At 42.7% G+C, this 16256-nt stretch carries 16 protein-coding genes; 11 read left to right on the top strand and 5 right to left on the bottom strand.

Translation table 11 applies throughout. The annotated features are described in order from the left end of the window. Window positions 1–2: 2 nt before the first annotated feature. From JKM87_RS13150 to JKM87_RS13130, 5 genes are all read right to left on the bottom strand, one after another. A complete protein-coding gene (locus tag JKM87_RS13150) occupies window positions 3–953 on the bottom strand; it encodes an ABC transporter permease (RefSeq protein WP_202080825.1) in 951 nt (316 codons plus the stop codon). Window positions 954–1106: 153 nt separating this feature from the next. Further along, window positions 1107–2762: a peptide-binding protein gene (locus tag JKM87_RS13145; protein WP_202080824.1), complete on the bottom strand. Its 1656-nt coding sequence runs from the start codon at window positions 2760–2762 to the stop codon at window positions 1107–1109. A gap of 142 nt (window positions 2763–2904) precedes the next feature. Further along, entirely contained in the window at window positions 2905–3978 is a 1074-nt protein-coding gene (locus tag JKM87_RS13140; RefSeq protein WP_202080823.1) for an ABC transporter ATP-binding protein, read from the bottom strand. A 3-nt stretch (window positions 3979–3981) separates the two neighbouring features. Then, on the bottom strand, window positions 3982–4959 hold the full coding sequence (locus JKM87_RS13135; protein WP_202080822.1) for an oligopeptide/dipeptide ABC transporter ATP-binding protein: 978 nt from the start codon (window positions 4957–4959) through the stop codon (window positions 3982–3984). Between the two features lie 317 nt (window positions 4960–5276). Further along, entirely contained in the window at window positions 5277–6050 is a 774-nt protein-coding gene (locus tag JKM87_RS13130) for a rhomboid family intramembrane serine protease (protein ID WP_336885180.1), read from the bottom strand. 61 nt (window positions 6051–6111) lie between these two features. Here JKM87_RS13130 and acpS point away from each other — a divergent pair, with 61 nt between their 5' ends. The 11 genes from acpS (at window position 6112) to JKM87_RS13075 (ending at window position 16255) form a co-directional block, all read left to right on the top strand. After that, entirely contained in the window at window positions 6112–6501 is a 390-nt protein-coding gene (gene acpS / locus JKM87_RS13125) for a holo-ACP synthase (protein ID WP_202080821.1), read from the top strand. Between the two features lie 92 nt (window positions 6502–6593). Beyond that, window positions 6594–7604, top strand: a complete 1011-nt coding sequence (locus JKM87_RS13120) for a LolA family protein (protein WP_202080820.1) — start codon at window positions 6594–6596, stop codon at window positions 7602–7604. A 286-nt stretch (window positions 7605–7890) separates the two neighbouring features. Beyond that, window positions 7891–9021 carry an alanine racemase gene (gene alr, locus JKM87_RS13115; RefSeq protein ID WP_202080819.1) on the top strand — a complete coding sequence of 377 codons (1131 nt, stop codon included), beginning with the start codon at window positions 7891–7893 and terminating at the stop codon, window positions 9019–9021. A 197-nt stretch (window positions 9022–9218) separates the two neighbouring features. Further along, window positions 9219–9542, top strand: a complete 324-nt coding sequence (locus tag JKM87_RS13110) for a CopG family ribbon-helix-helix protein (protein ID WP_236838820.1) — start codon at window positions 9219–9221, stop codon at window positions 9540–9542. A gap of 4 nt (window positions 9543–9546) precedes the next feature. After that, window positions 9547–9897 carry a type II toxin-antitoxin system PemK/MazF family toxin gene (locus JKM87_RS13105; RefSeq protein ID WP_202080818.1) on the top strand — a complete coding sequence of 117 codons (351 nt, stop codon included), beginning with the start codon at window positions 9547–9549 and terminating at the stop codon, window positions 9895–9897. Between the two features lie 364 nt (window positions 9898–10261). Continuing rightward, window positions 10262–11374, top strand: coding sequence for a sensor histidine kinase (locus tag JKM87_RS13100; protein WP_202080817.1), 1113 nt, complete (start codon window positions 10262–10264; stop codon window positions 11372–11374). 192 nt (window positions 11375–11566) lie between these two features. Further along, window positions 11567–12523 carry an AAA family ATPase gene (locus tag JKM87_RS13095; RefSeq protein WP_336885179.1) on the top strand — a complete coding sequence of 319 codons (957 nt, stop codon included), beginning with the start codon at window positions 11567–11569 and terminating at the stop codon, window positions 12521–12523. An 11-nt stretch (window positions 12524–12534) separates the two neighbouring features. Then, window positions 12535–13752 (top strand): DUF58 domain-containing protein, encoded by a 1218-nt coding sequence (locus JKM87_RS13090; protein ID WP_202080815.1) that lies wholly within the window; start codon window positions 12535–12537, stop codon window positions 13750–13752. After that, window positions 13745–15043, top strand: coding sequence for a hypothetical protein (locus tag JKM87_RS13085; protein WP_202080814.1), 1299 nt, complete (start codon window positions 13745–13747; stop codon window positions 15041–15043). The genes JKM87_RS13090 and JKM87_RS13085 overlap by 8 nt, the downstream gene beginning before the upstream one ends. A gap of 16 nt (window positions 15044–15059) precedes the next feature. After that, entirely contained in the window at window positions 15060–15896 is an 837-nt protein-coding gene (locus JKM87_RS13080; RefSeq protein ID WP_202080813.1) for an STAS domain-containing protein, read from the top strand. After that, window positions 15893–16255, top strand: coding sequence for an STAS domain-containing protein (locus JKM87_RS13075; protein WP_202080812.1), 363 nt, complete (start codon window positions 15893–15895; stop codon window positions 16253–16255). The genes JKM87_RS13080 and JKM87_RS13075 overlap by 4 nt, the downstream gene beginning before the upstream one ends. The last annotated feature ends 1 nt before the right edge of the window (window position 16256 follow it).

The following is a 16256-nucleotide window of genomic DNA, read 5'->3' as shown; positions in this document are numbered from 1 at the left end:
CCTTAGTACTCAATTCTAGGATCAACGATAGCATAGCAGATATCAGCAATAAGATTTCCAATGACGACCATTGTTGCTGAGATAACCGTAATGGCCATAATCACCGGATAATCCCGTTGGAACACAGAGTCGATAAAGAGCTTACCGATTCCGGGCCAGTTAAAAATCATCTCTACAACGACAGAGCCACCAAAGAATGTCGGAAGCATTAAGCCAAAGATCGTAATGACTGGTATAAGTGCGTTTCTTAACCCGTGTTGATAAATAACAGTCCATTCTTTAAAGCCTTTAGCTCGAGCCGTGCGCATATAATCTTGTTTAACAACCTCGAGCATGCTTGAACGTGTATACCGCGTTAACCCAGCCATATCAGCTGTCGCTAGTACAAAAGCTGGTAAAATTAAGTGATGCAGACGATCGAGTATGCTAAATTCGGCATTTAACGTTTCCGCGCCGCCCGTTGGAAATATCGGAATCTTGAGTGCAAATAGCATCAGTAATATTAACCCTATCCAGAAGTTGGGTGTAGCAAGTCCAAGAAATGATGCAACTGTTACTGAGTAATCAAGCTTCGTATATTGTCTCGTAGCTGATACCACACCAAAAGGAATAGCAACAATAATCGCCAGTATAGTAGATGCAGTCATCAGTATCAATGTGTTAGGCAGCCGGTTCATGATCATCTCACTAACAGATGTACCCTTGCGAATAAAAGAGGTGCCAAAATCGCCTTGGACCATGCGACCTAGCCACTTTGCATACTGGATATGAACAGGATCATTTAGGCCTAAATTTTCGATCATCTTTTCTCGATCTTCTGGACTAATCGAAGGGTCTATCATGAGACTTGTTGGATCACCAGGTGCTAAATGCATGATAGCGAAAGTCAATATTGTGATGCCAAGCAGGATGGGAATCGTCATTATGAGTCGGCGAATGATATAAGTTGTCATGCTGGTCTTAATCCTCCTTTACCGTGGACAGCAGTATATCCAGAACATTAAGCAATTTATACATTTATTAAGATGGATAATGTCTATGGACCAATGAGTAATCTCATTTTATTAAGAAAGAGGGGAAGGGATTCCCTTCCCCTTAACATTGACTTATTGTTCAAGCCACCACTCGTGAACATTATATTCTCTGTTACGTGGGTGATGAGTATGATCGTGTAGGTTGGTTGGCATGGCCGCCGTTTCTGTTGGATAGAATAAGAAAGTATACGGTTGGTCTTCAGCAATTTTACCAAAGATATCCCAAATCATTTGTTGGCGTGTTTCAAAATCCATCTCTACAATTTGTTCGTCCATCAATTCGTCTAACTCATCATTCTCATAAGCGACGAAATTTAATCCATTCTCTATCTCTTTTGAATGCCAAATGCCAGTAGGATCTGGATCAGTACCTAAGGCCCAACCAAGGATGATCGCTTCAAAATTCCAGTTAGGCGCTTGAACATCATTAATGAAGGCACTCCACTCCATCACACGGGTCTTTACTTCGATTCCCACTTCGCTTAAGTATTCTTGGATAACGACAGCAGATTCTTCCCGAGTTTTATTTCCTTGGTTTGTTTTTAACTCAAATGAAAAACGTTTTCCATCTTTCTCTAGAATGCCGTCTTCACCAGGCTCCCATCCCGCTTCAGCAAGGAGCTCTTTCGCTTTTTCTGGATCAAAATCATACTGTATAGTATCTGGGTTGAAAGCCCAGCTGAGTGGACTTGAAGGTGCGTGAGCCACTTCTCCTTGTCCGTCTAAGATGACTTCCACTAACTCTTCCCGATTAATAGCGTGTGTCATCGCTTTTCTAACATTTGGATCCTGGAATAATTCATTACGTAAATTATATCCTAGGTAAGTGTAGGACAAGGATGTTGTCGTTGACGTTTTTAATTGACCTTGGTCCTCCAATTTTTTAACAGTTCTGACGTCTCCCTCAGGTATTTTACTCCAATAGTTAACATCGCCACCTTGAAGCTGTACGAGCATGTTGTTGGCGTCAGGAACAATCTTAAAAGTCACAGTGTCAAGGTAAGGACGCCCTTGATAGTAATCTTCATTTGCAGACATTTTGACATGTTGACCATCTTGCCATTCCTCAAAAACAAACGGTCCAGTACCAATAGGTTTTTTAGTGTTAAAATCGTGATCAGCTATGTCAGCAATTGGCACGTCACCGAGGATATGCTCGGGTAAGATATGATAACCACCGACCCAAATGAACTTTGCGTCAGGCTCCGAAAGCGTAATTTGAACAGTATGGTCATCAAGGGCCTCAATTTTATCGATTCTTTCAAATGTTGACGCTCTTGGACCATCATAATCTTCATGTAGAGGAATACTATAGCTAAATACGACATCATCCGCCGTCAAGGGCTCACCGTCATGCCATGTAATGCCCTCTTTTAGGTTGAAAGTATACACCAAACCGTCATCACTAACATTCCAATCTTCTGCCATGCGTGGTTCTGGCTCAAAGTTCGGGTCCGATTGAAGTAATGAGTCATAAATAAGATTTTCTACAGCAGAGCTTACAGTGTCCTCCGAGTAATACGGATTAAATAAAGTAGGAGATCCGGTCTGTCCCCATACAAGATCTCCACCAGTTTGTGGTTCACCAGTTGCAGCTTCCTCACCAGAACCTTCATCATTTTCTTCAGGCTCTGTGCCCGTTTCGGTCTCTTGTCCACAAGCTGCAAGGAACAAAGAGAATACCATCATTAAACCCAGAAATAAAATAAGTGTTTTCTTTTGACTCAAATTGACCCCTCCTCATAAGGTTTATGTTGATAACTTGTACGACATTAAACAACACTTATATGTCCATGATTCTACGGCATCACCCCTTTGCTAGAATGTATGAGAGAATAAAAAGAGAAAGACCAAAAACGAGAAACTCACCTTACTCATAGAGATGACAGGCAACGAAGTGTCCATCCTTAACTTCTTGGAATTGAGGAACCTTTTGCTTACAAACGTCCTTTACAGCAGGACATCTCGTATGGAAAACACAGCCCTCAGGTGGGTCAGAAGGACTTGGCAAGTCCCCTTGCAAAATGATACGTTCCCGTTTCTTGATATTTGCTTTGCGAGGTATTGGTACTGATGAAAGCAAGGCTTGCGTATAAGGGTGTAACGGTTCAGCGTACAGATCATCCTTTTCAGCAAGCTCCATCATGTTACCCAAGTACATCACGGCCACACGATCACTGATATGGCGTACCACGCTGAGATCGTGAGAAATAAAGATGTAAGTGAGGTCAAACTCTTCTTGTAAATCCTCCATGAGGTTTATAATCTGTGCCTGGATAGAGACGTCCAAAGCAGAAACAGGTTCATCGGCAATAATGAGATCTGGTTGTAGAGCTAGCGCGCGTGCAATCCCAATTCTTTGCCGCTGTCCACCCGAAAACTCATGCGGGTAACGGTTGATAAATGAAGGGTTAAGCCCAACTGTTTCAAGTAGGGAAGCTACACGCTCATGCCGGTCCTTCTCATTTGCAAGTCTGTGAACCTTATAAGGTGCCGCGAGTGTTTCTTTTAGCGTCTTCCTAGGGTTTAATGATGCGTATGGGTCTTGAAAGACCATCTGTATATCTCTTCTGACGCTTTTTCTAAGCGTGTGCTCAGGTAGATGAGAGATGTCTTGACCTTTAAAAATAATGTTGCCTTCTGTGGGTTCATATAATCGGATGAGTGTACGCCCAGCCGTTGACTTACCACAACCGGATTCACCAACGATACCGATCGTTTCTCCTTTTTTGACACTGAAGGTTAAACCGTCTACCGCCTTAACATGCCCCACCGTTTTTTGCAGAACACCTGATTTGATCGGAAAATACTTCTTTAAATTCTCTACCTTTAATAACACGTTATCTTCATGATCCTGATCAGACTGTTGCGAGTTTTGTGATAGTTCATTGTCCTCTACACTGAGAGACTGTTCTATATCGTTCCCTCTGATTTTCACTTCCATGCTTTACCCCTCCTCGCCTTCGTATAAGAAACAACGCACACGTCTGGATGGTCCTACCTGTTGAACTTGCGGTGCTTCGTTGAAACAGCGGTCAAAAGCTTTATGACAACGTGGGGCAAAGCGGCAACCACTGGGCATTTCATCTAGGGCAGGCACATTACCTTTAATTGAATATAAACGCTCAATGTCACCCTCAATAACCGGCACCGAATCTAGTAAACCGCTTGTATAAGGGTGTAACGGTTCATTGAATAGATCGTCTACAATCGCTTCTTCAACAACCTGACCAGCATACATGACAACGACCCTTTCGGCCAATTCAGAAACAACACCAAGGTCATGCGTGATTAATAGAATAGACGTATCGAATTTTTCAGTTAACTCTCTCATTAACTCTAGTATCTGAGCTTGGATCGTCACGTCAAGCGCCGTGGTAGGCTCGTCTGCTATCAATAATTTAGGATTACAGCTCATCGCCATTGCGATCATGACCCTTTGTCTCATACCACCCGATAGGCGGTGAGGATACTCTTTGATAATCTCTTCCGCACGTGAGAATCCGACCATTTCAAGCAGGTTAATAGCACGCTCTTTTGCATCGGCTTTATTTAATTTTTGGTGAAAAATAACCGTTTCAATTAATTGTCTGCCAATCGTCAAGACCGGGTTAAGAGAGGTCATGGGTTCTTGGAAAATCATTGAGATACTATTGCCCCGAACACGGCACATTTCGTCTTCAGTGAGCGATAATAAGTTAGTGCCATCGAACACGACCTCACCTTCAGATATTTCTCCACCTGGAGATGGCACAAGCCTCATGATCGATAGGGAAGTCATGCTTTTACCGCAACCAGACTCTCCAACCAAGGCCACAGTTTCTCCCTTATGAATACTTAAATCTACACCATCAACAGCTGCAAGCCTTTGTTTTTTATTCACGAAGCATGTTTGTAAATCTTTGACTTCTAATAGAGCTGACACGCCTGAACCACCACCTAGGTTTGTTGTTAATAATCATTATTACAAGATAAGAATGATAATAATAAGTGCCAAAATTCTGAATAGGAAGTTAAAATAAAAGAATTGACGCCCAATAATAGTAAATAAAACAAAAGGTATAACTAAAGTACCTATACAAGTGCTAATCATAGCATATAAGCTGTTAGATTTCTACAAAAAGTCAGATAATTTGACAAAGAAATAAGTGATACAAATTACACGTAGCTATATCTGTATCACCAATGTAAGCGCTTTACTCGCGCAAGGGAACAAAACGACAAAATTTTACATTTCCCTTACTAAGTAAATCGAGACAAAAGACCTATTATCACCAATATACCTAAAATGACACCAAATGTCACCCTCAATTTCTTTTTCAATTTTCTTTTCTTTTCCCAGCGTTGGGGGTCGAAGCTCACCACATCGTTGTCATGAGATGAACGCTGGTTTGAGCTAAGAGTGGTAAAATATTTCCTCATACCAGTGAACAATAAGGGAGCAACCACAGTTCCTCCGACAAACCCGAACAAGTGACCCAATATACTAACCCTTGGGACAATGAGGGTATAAATTGCCCCTATGATCAAAAAAGTCGTGACGATCTGCGCGGACTGCGGGTCAATCAGATCTTTACGGAAAAACCGCATATAAAAGTAGATCCCTAGCAAACCGTAGATCGCACCAGAAGCCCCAAGATAAAAATGACTGCTCACTTGAAAGAAATACGTTCCTAAGTTACCGGCGATACCGGCAGTAAGGTAAGCTAAAAAAAACTTATACGGACCCACCATTCGCTCTAAAGCCGGACCAAAAATGATCAAGGCGAAGGTATTAAAGACGTAGTGCCCGATGCCCCCATGTAAAAAGATAGGTGTGACCAAACGCCACCATTGTCCGGCAGCCAGAGCTTCATTTGAGCCTACCCCAAGGCCATATATGTAGAAATAGTAAAATGTAGGCGCAAGCAGGGATGGTAAAAATAGTAAGGTGTTAAGCGCGACAATAAAGGTAACAACAGGATATAATCGAATGAATTGCCCAAAGCTTTCATATCTAACAAACACAGTCGGCACCTCGCTTTTGCGGTCAGTATCTTTTATAATATTAACATAGTATGAGAAAGAATGTGATGGCATGATTATCGGAACAGGCATTGATATGATAGAAATAAACAGAATTGAGTACGCCGTGTTAAATAATAAACGGTTTATCGAGCGTGTTTTAACATCGTCTGAACAGGAAGTGTACAAGCAGTATCCATCTTCTAAGCGGCAAGTTGAGTTTTTGGCAGGTCGTTTTGCTGCCAAAGAAGCGTGTGCCAAAGCATTCGGCACAGGAATTGGGAAACGAATGGGCTTTCAAGATATATCGGTCTTAGCTGATCGTAATGGTAAGCCACAGCTAACGGTATCAGCACACATTTTGCGTTCGTTAAACGTTGAGGATGGTGATTCAGTACGGTGCCACGTCTCCATTTCCCATAGTAAAGAGCTAGCCATAGCCCAAGTGATAATAGAAGGATAAAAAAATATTCAAGGCATGTCATGCTAGTCTGCATATCTCCCTTTGCTTGGACATACATATTTATCGTGAAACTTAGTGAAGGGGATGATGCTATGAAAAAGGGGTTCCTTCTATTGTCCTCAGTCTTAATACTCGCCCTTCTCTTGTCCGCTTGTGGTGGAAAAGGTGAAGAAGATGTTGTCGGAGATCTTTCAGATCTGCTGAACAACATGGAAAGTTATAAGGCTGAAGCAGAACTTGCCCTCCAGACGGGGGAAGAACCTCAGGAGTATCTTGTAGAGGTATGGCACCAAGAGCCACATTATTACCGCATTGGTCTCACAAACAAAGCCAGAGAGATGACCCAGATCATTTTGCGGAATGATGACGGTGTATTCGTTTTAACACCTCATCTGAATAAGAGTTTCCGCTTCCAAAGTGGATGGCCTGAAAACCAGGGGCAGGTTTACTTATTCGAGTCGTTGGTGAAGGACATCGTTTCGGATTCAAACCGTAAGTTCTCAACTGAAGGTGGAGATTACGTGTTTGAAGTGGCGGCGAATTACCAGAACCGCACGCTTGCCCATCAAAGAATTACGTTAAGCAAAGATTTAAAGCCTGTAAAAGTAGAAGTGATGGACGCAGATTTTAATGAATTAGTCGTAGTAGACTTTACGAATGTTGAGTTTGATTACGCCTTTGAAAACGATGCGTTTGATATGGAGCGTAACATGCAAGGGGCACTACTCGACTCTCTACCAGCAATGGCCGAGGGTCAAGAAGCCGCTCAAGGCAGCTTTGGCACATACTATCCCACTTACGAACCCGGTCAAGTTGATCTCGTGGAGGAACAAGAGGTGACCACCGAAGATGGTGACCCACGCGTCGTGTTGCGTTACGCGGGGGATTATCATTTTAATGTCATCCAGGAACGACCACAAGCCAAGAAAGTTCATATGCCCAATGGAGATCCAGTCGATCTCGGGTTTGGGATTGGTGTTATGACTGATAACAGTTTACAATGGACATATGAAGGTGTGGACTTTACGCTTAGCAGTAGCGATATGCCTCAAGAAGAGATGGTGAGAGTGGCTCAATCGTTTGTGGGTCAGTCTAGCAAATAACGAGAGAAGGTCATCCATTGGATTAAAACACAGAACACAAATACAGAACACAGAACACCTTACTTCGCTATCAACTAATGTCACTATTAAATAATGTAGAAGACAGTGGACAACAAAAGCAATGAAAGCATGTTGTGTTGAGTGAAAGGAGGAGAATAGCGTCCTATTCTTCTTTTTTCACTTCCTCTTTGTAAGCACATTGAAATCATTCATTTTTTATCATCAATTGTAGAAGCAGACACTAATGTTTGACAGGAAGAGTGAGAAAGACATGGGGACTAGAGACATGATTAGACAAACATGGGCAGAAATAGATCTACAAGCAATCAAAAAAAATATTCGCGCCTTTCGAACACACCTCCCGGCAGAAAAGGAAATCATGGCCGTCGTCAAAGCTAACGGTTATGGACACGGTGCAGTCCGTGTGGCTCAAAGTGCACTTCAAGCTGGGGCTAGCTGGCTCGCAGTAGCCTTACTTGAAGAAGCACTAGAATTACGTGACGCAGGTGTACAAGCGCCTATGCTTGTGCTCGGTTATACACCTCCTGAGTATGCGTCTCTCGCACAGGAGAAGAGGATATCACTTACCGCAGTGGACGTTGAGCACCTTGTTGAGCTTAGCACCCAAGTTGAACCACAATTACCCGCATTAGGATTCCACTTTAAGGTTGATACAGGCATGAGTCGGTTTGGAATCAACACCCATGGTGAGATTGAACAAGCTGTTCATTTATACCAAACACGTTTACGGTCTTCATCTCACTTGCTATGGGAAGGTTTATACACACACCTAGCCACTGCCGACGAGGAGGATACCACCTATACACAAGCACAGGTCTTAAGATTTAAACGTATACAGGTCTTCTTAAAGCAACAAAAAGTCCCTATCAAATACTATCACGCCGCAAACAGTGCGGGGACAGTAAGAGAATTTGATGATTTAGAGACTAATATGGTTCGGGTAGGCATAAGTATGTATGGACTTTATCCTTCCGAACATATGAAAACCGTGTTTCCTTTTACACTAACCCCTTCCTTCTCTCTACACACGAGGTTGAGTCAGGTGAAACAGTTAGCACCATCAACGGGTGTCAGTTATGGAAAAACTTACATGACTGAGAAACCAGAGTGGGTTGGCGTGATCCCGATAGGATACGCAGATGGCTATAGTCGCAATCTGTCTAATCAGGCGCAGGTTCTCATTAGAGGACAAAAACATCCCATTATCGGCAGGATCTGTATGGATTCAAGCGTCGTCAGGCTACACACTCGTTTACCAAGATCTGAAATTGTGACGCTCATTGGACGGCAACAGGATCAAGCCATCACAGCAGATGACCTTGCTCACATACTTGGAACCATCAATTATGAAATACCGTGCATGATTGGTGAACGAGTCCCTCGTGTGTACAAATAAGATTCGTTTCTTGCGTTTCCAGACCTCAGCGTGTTAGAATCTATAAAGTTGCTTACAGAACGTGTCTCATCATAAGTTAACAAGGATTCCCAAATCTAACTGGCAGGAATTTCGTCAAATATGACGAAAATAAGGTTAGAAAGTATAATTTTGTGTTTTCATCGACATAATGGTATTATATTAGATGGAATCATGAAATGAGAATATCGGTGTTTATGGTGATTGTTGGAGGTGCGTGGATTGTGTCCAATACGAACACAAAGAGAATCATGATCAGTATCCCGCAACATCTGTTGCAAGAGGTGGACGGCGTAGTGGAAAAAGAAAACTCAAATCGCAGCGAGCTCATTCGTCAAGCCATGAAGCTTTACTTGAGAGAACGCAAAAAGAGATATATCCGTGAAAGCATGAAAAAAGGCTACATGGAAATGGCCAGCATTAATCTAAACATGGCTTCTGAAGCATTCCTAGCTGAAGAAGAGGCTGAACACACCGTAGACCGCTTAGTTAGCGGGGTGTAAAGTTTTGATTGTCAAGCGTGGCGATGTTTATTTTGCGGACCTCTCACCTGTTGTAGGATCTGAACAAGGTGGCGTACGTCCTGTCTTAGTGATACAAAACGATATCGGCAATCGTTTTAGTCCTACAGTCATCGTCGCAGCCATTACCGCACAGATCCAAAAAGCAAAATTGCCTACTCATGTGGAGATTAACGCAGAGGATTATGACTTTGATCGGGACTCTGTTATTCTCCTAGAACAAATCAGAACCATAGATAAACAACGCTTAACGGATAAAATTACCCACTTAGATGAAACAATGATGTCCAAAGTAGACGATGCGTTGCAAATTAGCCTCGGTCTCATTGAATTCTAAGGTGAAACAACAGCATACGAGAAACCAAGCCCGTCCAATTTATGGTAGGGCTTTGTGTTTATTTTTCTATTTCTACTTGTGGCACATTTTGCAAAATAGTATACTAAAATTAGAAAATTTGAAAGCTTAGCAAATAATAACGTGTAACAACCAACAATCCTCATCCATAAAAAGCGACAGGTGTAAGCACCATGAGACAAGCATGGGCTACATATTTAATAAAGAGTGGACGGTTTCTCGCTGCCAAAAGTGTTGGTCAGTCAGCTTTTGGCTGACTTTTTTATTTTATTCAAGAGTTTGAAAGCGTTCGTATGCATTCTTGAGGAAAGTGAGTGGAGAGTAGCAGAGAAAGGAGGGATCATATATGGTCTTGCCAACGAATGGGATAGAAGAGAAACATGATTTGATGTATCGTGCTTTGGCTTCCTTTCCTCAGGCCGTATGTATCCTTGACCAAGAGCGGAGGATGGTTTTTTCTAATCGGAAGTATGAAGAGTTCATAGAGGAAATTAAAAAAGTGACCAACGAAGAAGCGGAAAAAGCCATTTTTCATAGTTTTCAACAGGAGTTAAACGAATGCTTTGATCAAATTCTTATGGGAGAAAAAGAGTCCTTTAAACGCTTTGTCCTTCAAGAACAACCCTGGACTGTTCAAGCACAAGAGTTACCTGTGAAAGGGGAAGAGGTCACGTATGTCATGCATACCCTTCGACCTGAGGACCCCATTCCAGACGAGCATCAGCATCGAAAAGATTTTATTCAAATTGCTGCTCATGAGCTTCGGACGCCATTAACAGCGATCAAAGGCTTTATTCAGCTAGTATTGGAACGCTATAAAGAACGTAATCGTAAATGGTTTTTTCAACCGACATCTTTTATAATGAGTGAAATTGAGCGGGATAAGACTTTTTTTAAGGTCATTTATGATGAAGCCATACGGTTAGACCAGTTGACGAATGAACTCGTTTCCATATTCAAAATTGATCAAGGCAAATTTCAAATGAATTTTCAAAAGGCGAATTTCACTCAGGTGATACAGGAAGCCATAGAAGAGTTTATGATACCGACGGACTTTCATCATTTGCATTTTTTTAGCTTAGAAGAGGACCTTCCAGTTTACATAGATATCAAACAGGTCAAACGCGTCATTTCCAACCTGCTTTCCAACGCAATAAAATACTCACCCGATGCCCCAGACGTTTTTATACAATTACGATCCGAAGACGGGTATATGACTTTGTCTGTTCGTGACGAAGGAATCGGTATCCCAAACGATCAACAAAAGAGAATTTTTGAACGCTTCTTTCGCGTCTACAGTCCGGAACATGAACATATACACGGGTATGGTATAGGGCTACACATATGCAAAGAAATTATCCACAAACATAACGGTGCTTTAACCTTTGAAAGCACTTTCGGTAAGGGGAGCACCTTTTTTGTTCGCTTACCTCTCAGCTACTCAAAGGAAAATGAATAACGTCACTTTCCTCCTGGTGAATGGTACCAGGAGTTTTTGTCTTATGTCATCTTTTTCTTGGCGACACAAGAGAAATAGAGAGGAATTGGAAGTGAATGATAGAAATTAACATATATCACAAGGTGTCAAAATATGTTGTCAACTCACGGGCGTAGTTCAACATGCATTTGTTCCAGAGAGGAGAGACCCATAGTGGCCTTAACAACCCAACAACAATCACTTATAGCAATAAAAAATAATATTGAAAACGTGATCATCGGAAAAGGAGAAGTGATTGAACAATTAATCATCGCCATGATTGCCAATGGTCACGTATTGCTTGAAGATGTTCCAGGGACGGGTAAAACAGTATTAGCTAAAACGTTGGCCAAAACAGTCAATGGTGAGTTTAAACGTATCCAGTTTACACCGGATGTGCTCCCTTCAGACGTGACAGGTATCCATTTCTTTGATCCTAAAGAACAACAATTTGAGTTGCGCCTAGGTCCAATCTATACGAACATTCTGCTTGCGGATGAGATCAATCGTACAACGCCTCGGACACAGTCGAGTCTTCTAGAAGGTATGGAAGAGCGGCAGGTGACCATCGATGGACAAACGGTGACATTACCATCCCCATTTTTTGTGATTGCCACTCAGAACCCGGTTGAGTCACAAGGGACATTCCCCCTACCGGAGGCACAGCTAGACCGCTTTCTAATGAAAATTCGGCTTGGCTATCCGACGTTTGCTGAAGAGTATGAAGTGATGCAAAGATTCAAAGAAACGAATCCTTTGGAGCGTATTGAAGCGATCACAGAAGCGGACAATATCATGCATATGCAAAAAGAAGCCATGAGTGTCTACATTGATGAAAGTGTGTCTAAATACATGCTATCACTGGTGAGAAAAACAAGAGAACATCCGAAAGTAGAAGTAGGGATAAGTCCAAGAGGGACACTGGCATTGATGAGAACCGCGCAGGCTAAAGCGTATGTCAGCCAGCGGGCTTTTGTGACACCGGATGACGTTAAGGCGATGTTCCCACTTGTAGGGACGCATCGACTAATGCTCACTTTAGATGCGCAGTTACACGGAACAGCAGAAGATATCATCCAGGAGATTACCGAAACGATAGAAGTACCAGTGGAAGAAGTTGGAGAAAGATGACGCCTCGTAGTATGAATGTAAAGAAAGATCCTAAACTGAGGGTACTCAGGTTCATGGCTATTATTTTCCTCATGATAGCCGTGTTATTTAATGTTGGCCCGCTCCTGTACCTTTCTTTTTTTATATTTTTATTAAACCTTTTCAGTCATATGTATCTGAAGAACGGCTTGAAGCATATAGAAGTAGATGTGAAATGGCAAGATAAAAGATTGTTTCCAGGTGAAAAATCACGCGTGACGATGACCATTAATCACAAAGGTAAGATAGGGCTGTCTCGGCTGATATGGTCCTTTCAATTGCGTAAGCATTTACATTTAAAAGGGCCAATGACGAGGGAGGGGGAAATCTTTCATACCTATGAGGTGCCACTTTCCCTTAGTGCGCATGAGGGGACTGAGTATACATGGGAGGGAGAAGCGTTAAAACGAGGGGTTATTCAGGTATTAGAGGGAAAGCTCACACTAGCCGATCCATTTGAAACGGGGGTTGTCACGAAGGGATTCTCCCCAGATAAGCGTCACGAACTGCTCATATACCCTCAACTCCAACCCATTCAGGGGTTGAAGAATATCGCACTTAGTCCCATGGGAGATCGTGCTGTCCAGGCGTCTATTTATGAAGACCCATCTTATACGGTAGGCGCCCGTTTGTACGAACCAGGAGATCCATTTAACAAGATAGACTGGAAAGCGACGGCTCGAAAACCGCACCTCCATACCAAATTGAGAGATAAAACGGCACATACAGAATGTGTCATCATTGGCAACGTTCGTGCATTTCAAGAGAGCTGGAGAGGCATTGACGAAACGCTGGTCGAGCGTGCTATCTCGGCGATAGGCTCATTAGCGCAATATGCGACAACACAAAACATACCTTATCAAGTCTTAATTAATATCAGATCAGCAGGCTATAAACCATTCTTCCACATAGAGCGTGGAACGGGAAGAGATCATTACATTCGTACCTTAGAGGCCTTAGCGAGAGTAGGTGTTTACGCATCCATGCCTTACGAGGAATGCGTTTACTATGCTCACCAAACCACTCGTGGGCAAGGAAAAATATTTGTCTTGGTCACCCCTTATATCACGGATGATATAAAGCAACTCCAACATAAAATGCAACGAGACGGCATCACAGTGTTCATCATTGATACCGCCCATGAAAACTTAACGCTAGGAATCTGGGGAAAAACGCTAGCGTTAGGACACAGGGGGCGTCACTATGCTTAAGCGAATCACGACTTCTTTCTTATACTATGGCCAGGAGATGCTCACCGCATTGATGCTACTCGCCATCTATCGCATGTACAGTAGCGACAGTATAGCGGTATGGGGATGGCACGATATGTCCTGGTTGGTTTTTGTCTTATGTGTTGTCATGGCCGTGATGAACCTACCTAGGTTGTGGCCATACGCTGCGCTCGTAGTCATCTTACTCGGGCTTTTTCTATGGGGGTACCATCTCCTCCATGTTGTGTTTTGGCTCATTTACCCGTTATGGCGTCTCATGACGATCATACAGCTTCCGCTTAAAGGAGATCAGCTGACCAAGAGATTTAGTTTTTTCACCTTCTTTTTAGTTGTAGGTCTCATCCTCGCGAGTCACCATTTTGAGGGTCAGCAGCACACTTGGATGTATAGTGTTATTGTGCCTCAGCTTCTGTTGTTGGTACTAGGCCTTCTGTATATCAATTTTATTCATACAATAGAAGAAACCGGGGGTACCGTGTGGGAGTGGTGCAAACGGCAGGGGGTACTTGTCTACGTTGTAATAGCTGGTGTCATTGGGACTGGGCTACTTTTCTTACTCTTTGATCCTTTACGGCAAATGCTCATACAAATACCGAGACTCCTTTACCAGCTTGTGATGAACATGCCTTATCTGTTTGAATGGATGTCCCATTTGCCGATCAAAGAAACTGAAGCACCCGAAGCGGAGGAATACAACGTGACATTTGATCTCGAGCGCTGGAACGAGAAACAAACGGCGTCGGACGGGTCTGGATTGGAGAGTGTCTTTTTCACTGTCATCGGCATAGTATCTGTCGCGTTCTTAGGACTCATTATAGCTGTCTTGGTCATGTATCTATACCGCTTAGTACAACATGGGGTCATCGCACCTCATTCCCCAACCGATGCCATTGAGGGAAAAAAATATAAATGGGCACAGAAGGTTAATTCACAAAATGTAATGCAGAAACGAAAGACATTAAGGAGGGCTGATGACAATATAAGACGACATTTTCAGAGCCTATGGCTATACACGTTGAAAAAAGGAGGCCAAATTCCTCTTCACTGGACAGCCCGTGATTGGGCGAAAAAGTACAACCCAGACACAACAAATGAAGATGCCCAACTCTTTTCATCAATAGTAGACATCTATGAACGCCAACGATATGGCCCGATGTCTAACGAGACTGAAACGGTACAAAAATTCATAAAAAATGTTAAACTAGCAAAAAAAGCACTTAGACAAGATTTTAAGAGAAAAAAGAATAGAGAAGATAATCATGGCGGTTAAGGAGGAGTAAGGAAGCATGAAAGAAAGTATTGTACAGTTCATACAGGAACATAAGGACGTATTAATAGAGCGGTGGTTGAAAGAAATCAAAGTTTACCGTGAGGAGCAAAGATTACAGCATTTATCCAATGACCTATATGATGCCACCAATCGTAAGTTCGTCGATGTGATGATACAGAGTATTACTTGGTCGGAACATAATAGAACGGAGCAAATTCAAAAATTTGCAAAAGAACAAATCAAACTAGGATGGCCGCTCCAATACGTAACAAAAGGATTACAGTTATTTAAAAAAGTGCTGACAAGCGAATTTGAGAAAGTTTATGAAGGCAAGGGCAATGAACTTGACCTCTACCATGAAGTCCAACCTTGGGCCGATTTTCTCGTTGATGAGGTGGTGTCCGAATATACAGGGTCATGGCAAAAATCCGATGAGCTCCAACGGTTAGCGTTAAAAGAGCTTACCGCCCCCCTTATTCCGGTCTTTAGCGGTATTAGTGTGATGCCATTGGTAGGAACGATCGACACAGATAGAGCTAAACTGATCATGGAAAACCTGTTACAGGGTGTTATTAAATGGGAGTCACAGGTTGTGCTCATCGATATTACAGGCGTACCGATCGTGGATACCATGGTCGCGCATCACCTTATACAATCCTCTGATGCCGTCAGACTTGTTGGCGGACAAACCATTCTCGTGGGCATTCGACCTGAAATTGCTCAAACGATTGTCAATCTAGGTATTGAGCTTGGACAGTTCGAAACAACGAGTACGTTACAGAAAGGGATTGAATTGGCACTTGAGAAGACAGGAAGAAAGATCGTCGCAGCAGAAGTGGGTGGTACAGCATGACAACACGTATCCCAATCCTGAAGCTGGAGAGATATCTGCTCGCTTCTATACAAATAGAACTAGATGACCAGACCGCTCTTCAATTCCAGGAGGACCTACTTAGTCGAATAAAAGAGACGGAAGCAAGCGGCGTTGTCATTGACCTAACCTCTGTCACTTTAATCGATAGTTTTATTGCTAAGGTTTTGGGAGATGTGATCCAAATGGCTGATCTTATGGGAGCCAAAGTTGTTCTTACAGGTATACGCCCAGCTGTCGCTATAACATTGATTGACCTAGGTATTACCATGGATGGTGTTCTGACAGCACTAAACTTAGAGCAAGGGTTATCGAAGTTGAAGCAGGAATTGGAGGGATAAA

The sequence above is a fragment of the Caldalkalibacillus salinus genome (assembly GCF_016745835.1).
GTDB lineage: Bacteria > Bacillota > Bacilli > Caldalkalibacillales > JCM-10596 > Caldalkalibacillus_A > Caldalkalibacillus_A salinus.
Note: the sequence above shows the minus strand (reverse complement) of the source record. Positions and strands in the feature narration are given on the sequence as shown.

Excerpts from the sequence above, each read along its gene's own strand:
- JKM87_RS13150 (WP_202080825.1), bottom strand. The coding sequence starts at position 953 with ATGACAACTTATATCATTCGCCGACTCATAATGACGATTCCCATCCTG.
- JKM87_RS13140 (WP_202080823.1), bottom strand. The coding sequence starts at position 3,978 with ATGGAAGTGAAAATCAGAGGGAACGATATAGAACAGTCTCTCAGTGTA.
- acpS (WP_202080821.1), top strand. The coding sequence starts at position 6,112 with ATGATTATCGGAACAGGCATTGATATGATAGAAATAAACAGAATTGAG.
- JKM87_RS13120 (WP_202080820.1), top strand. The coding sequence starts at position 6,594 with ATGAAAAAGGGGTTCCTTCTATTGTCCTCAGTCTTAATACTCGCCCTT.
- alr (WP_202080819.1), top strand. The coding sequence starts at position 7,891 with ATGATTAGACAAACATGGGCAGAAATAGATCTACAAGCAATCAAAAAA.
- JKM87_RS13110 (WP_236838820.1), top strand. The coding sequence starts at position 9,219 with ATGAGAATATCGGTGTTTATGGTGATTGTTGGAGGTGCGTGGATTGTG.
- JKM87_RS13100 (WP_202080817.1), top strand. The coding sequence starts at position 10,262 with ATGGTCTTGCCAACGAATGGGATAGAAGAGAAACATGATTTGATGTAT.
- JKM87_RS13090 (WP_202080815.1), top strand. The coding sequence starts at position 12,535 with ATGAATGTAAAGAAAGATCCTAAACTGAGGGTACTCAGGTTCATGGCT.
- JKM87_RS13085 (WP_202080814.1), top strand. The coding sequence starts at position 13,745 with ATGCTTAAGCGAATCACGACTTCTTTCTTATACTATGGCCAGGAGATG.
- JKM87_RS13080 (WP_202080813.1), top strand. The coding sequence starts at position 15,060 with ATGAAAGAAAGTATTGTACAGTTCATACAGGAACATAAGGACGTATTA.
- JKM87_RS13075 (WP_202080812.1), top strand. The coding sequence starts at position 15,893 with ATGACAACACGTATCCCAATCCTGAAGCTGGAGAGATATCTGCTCGCT.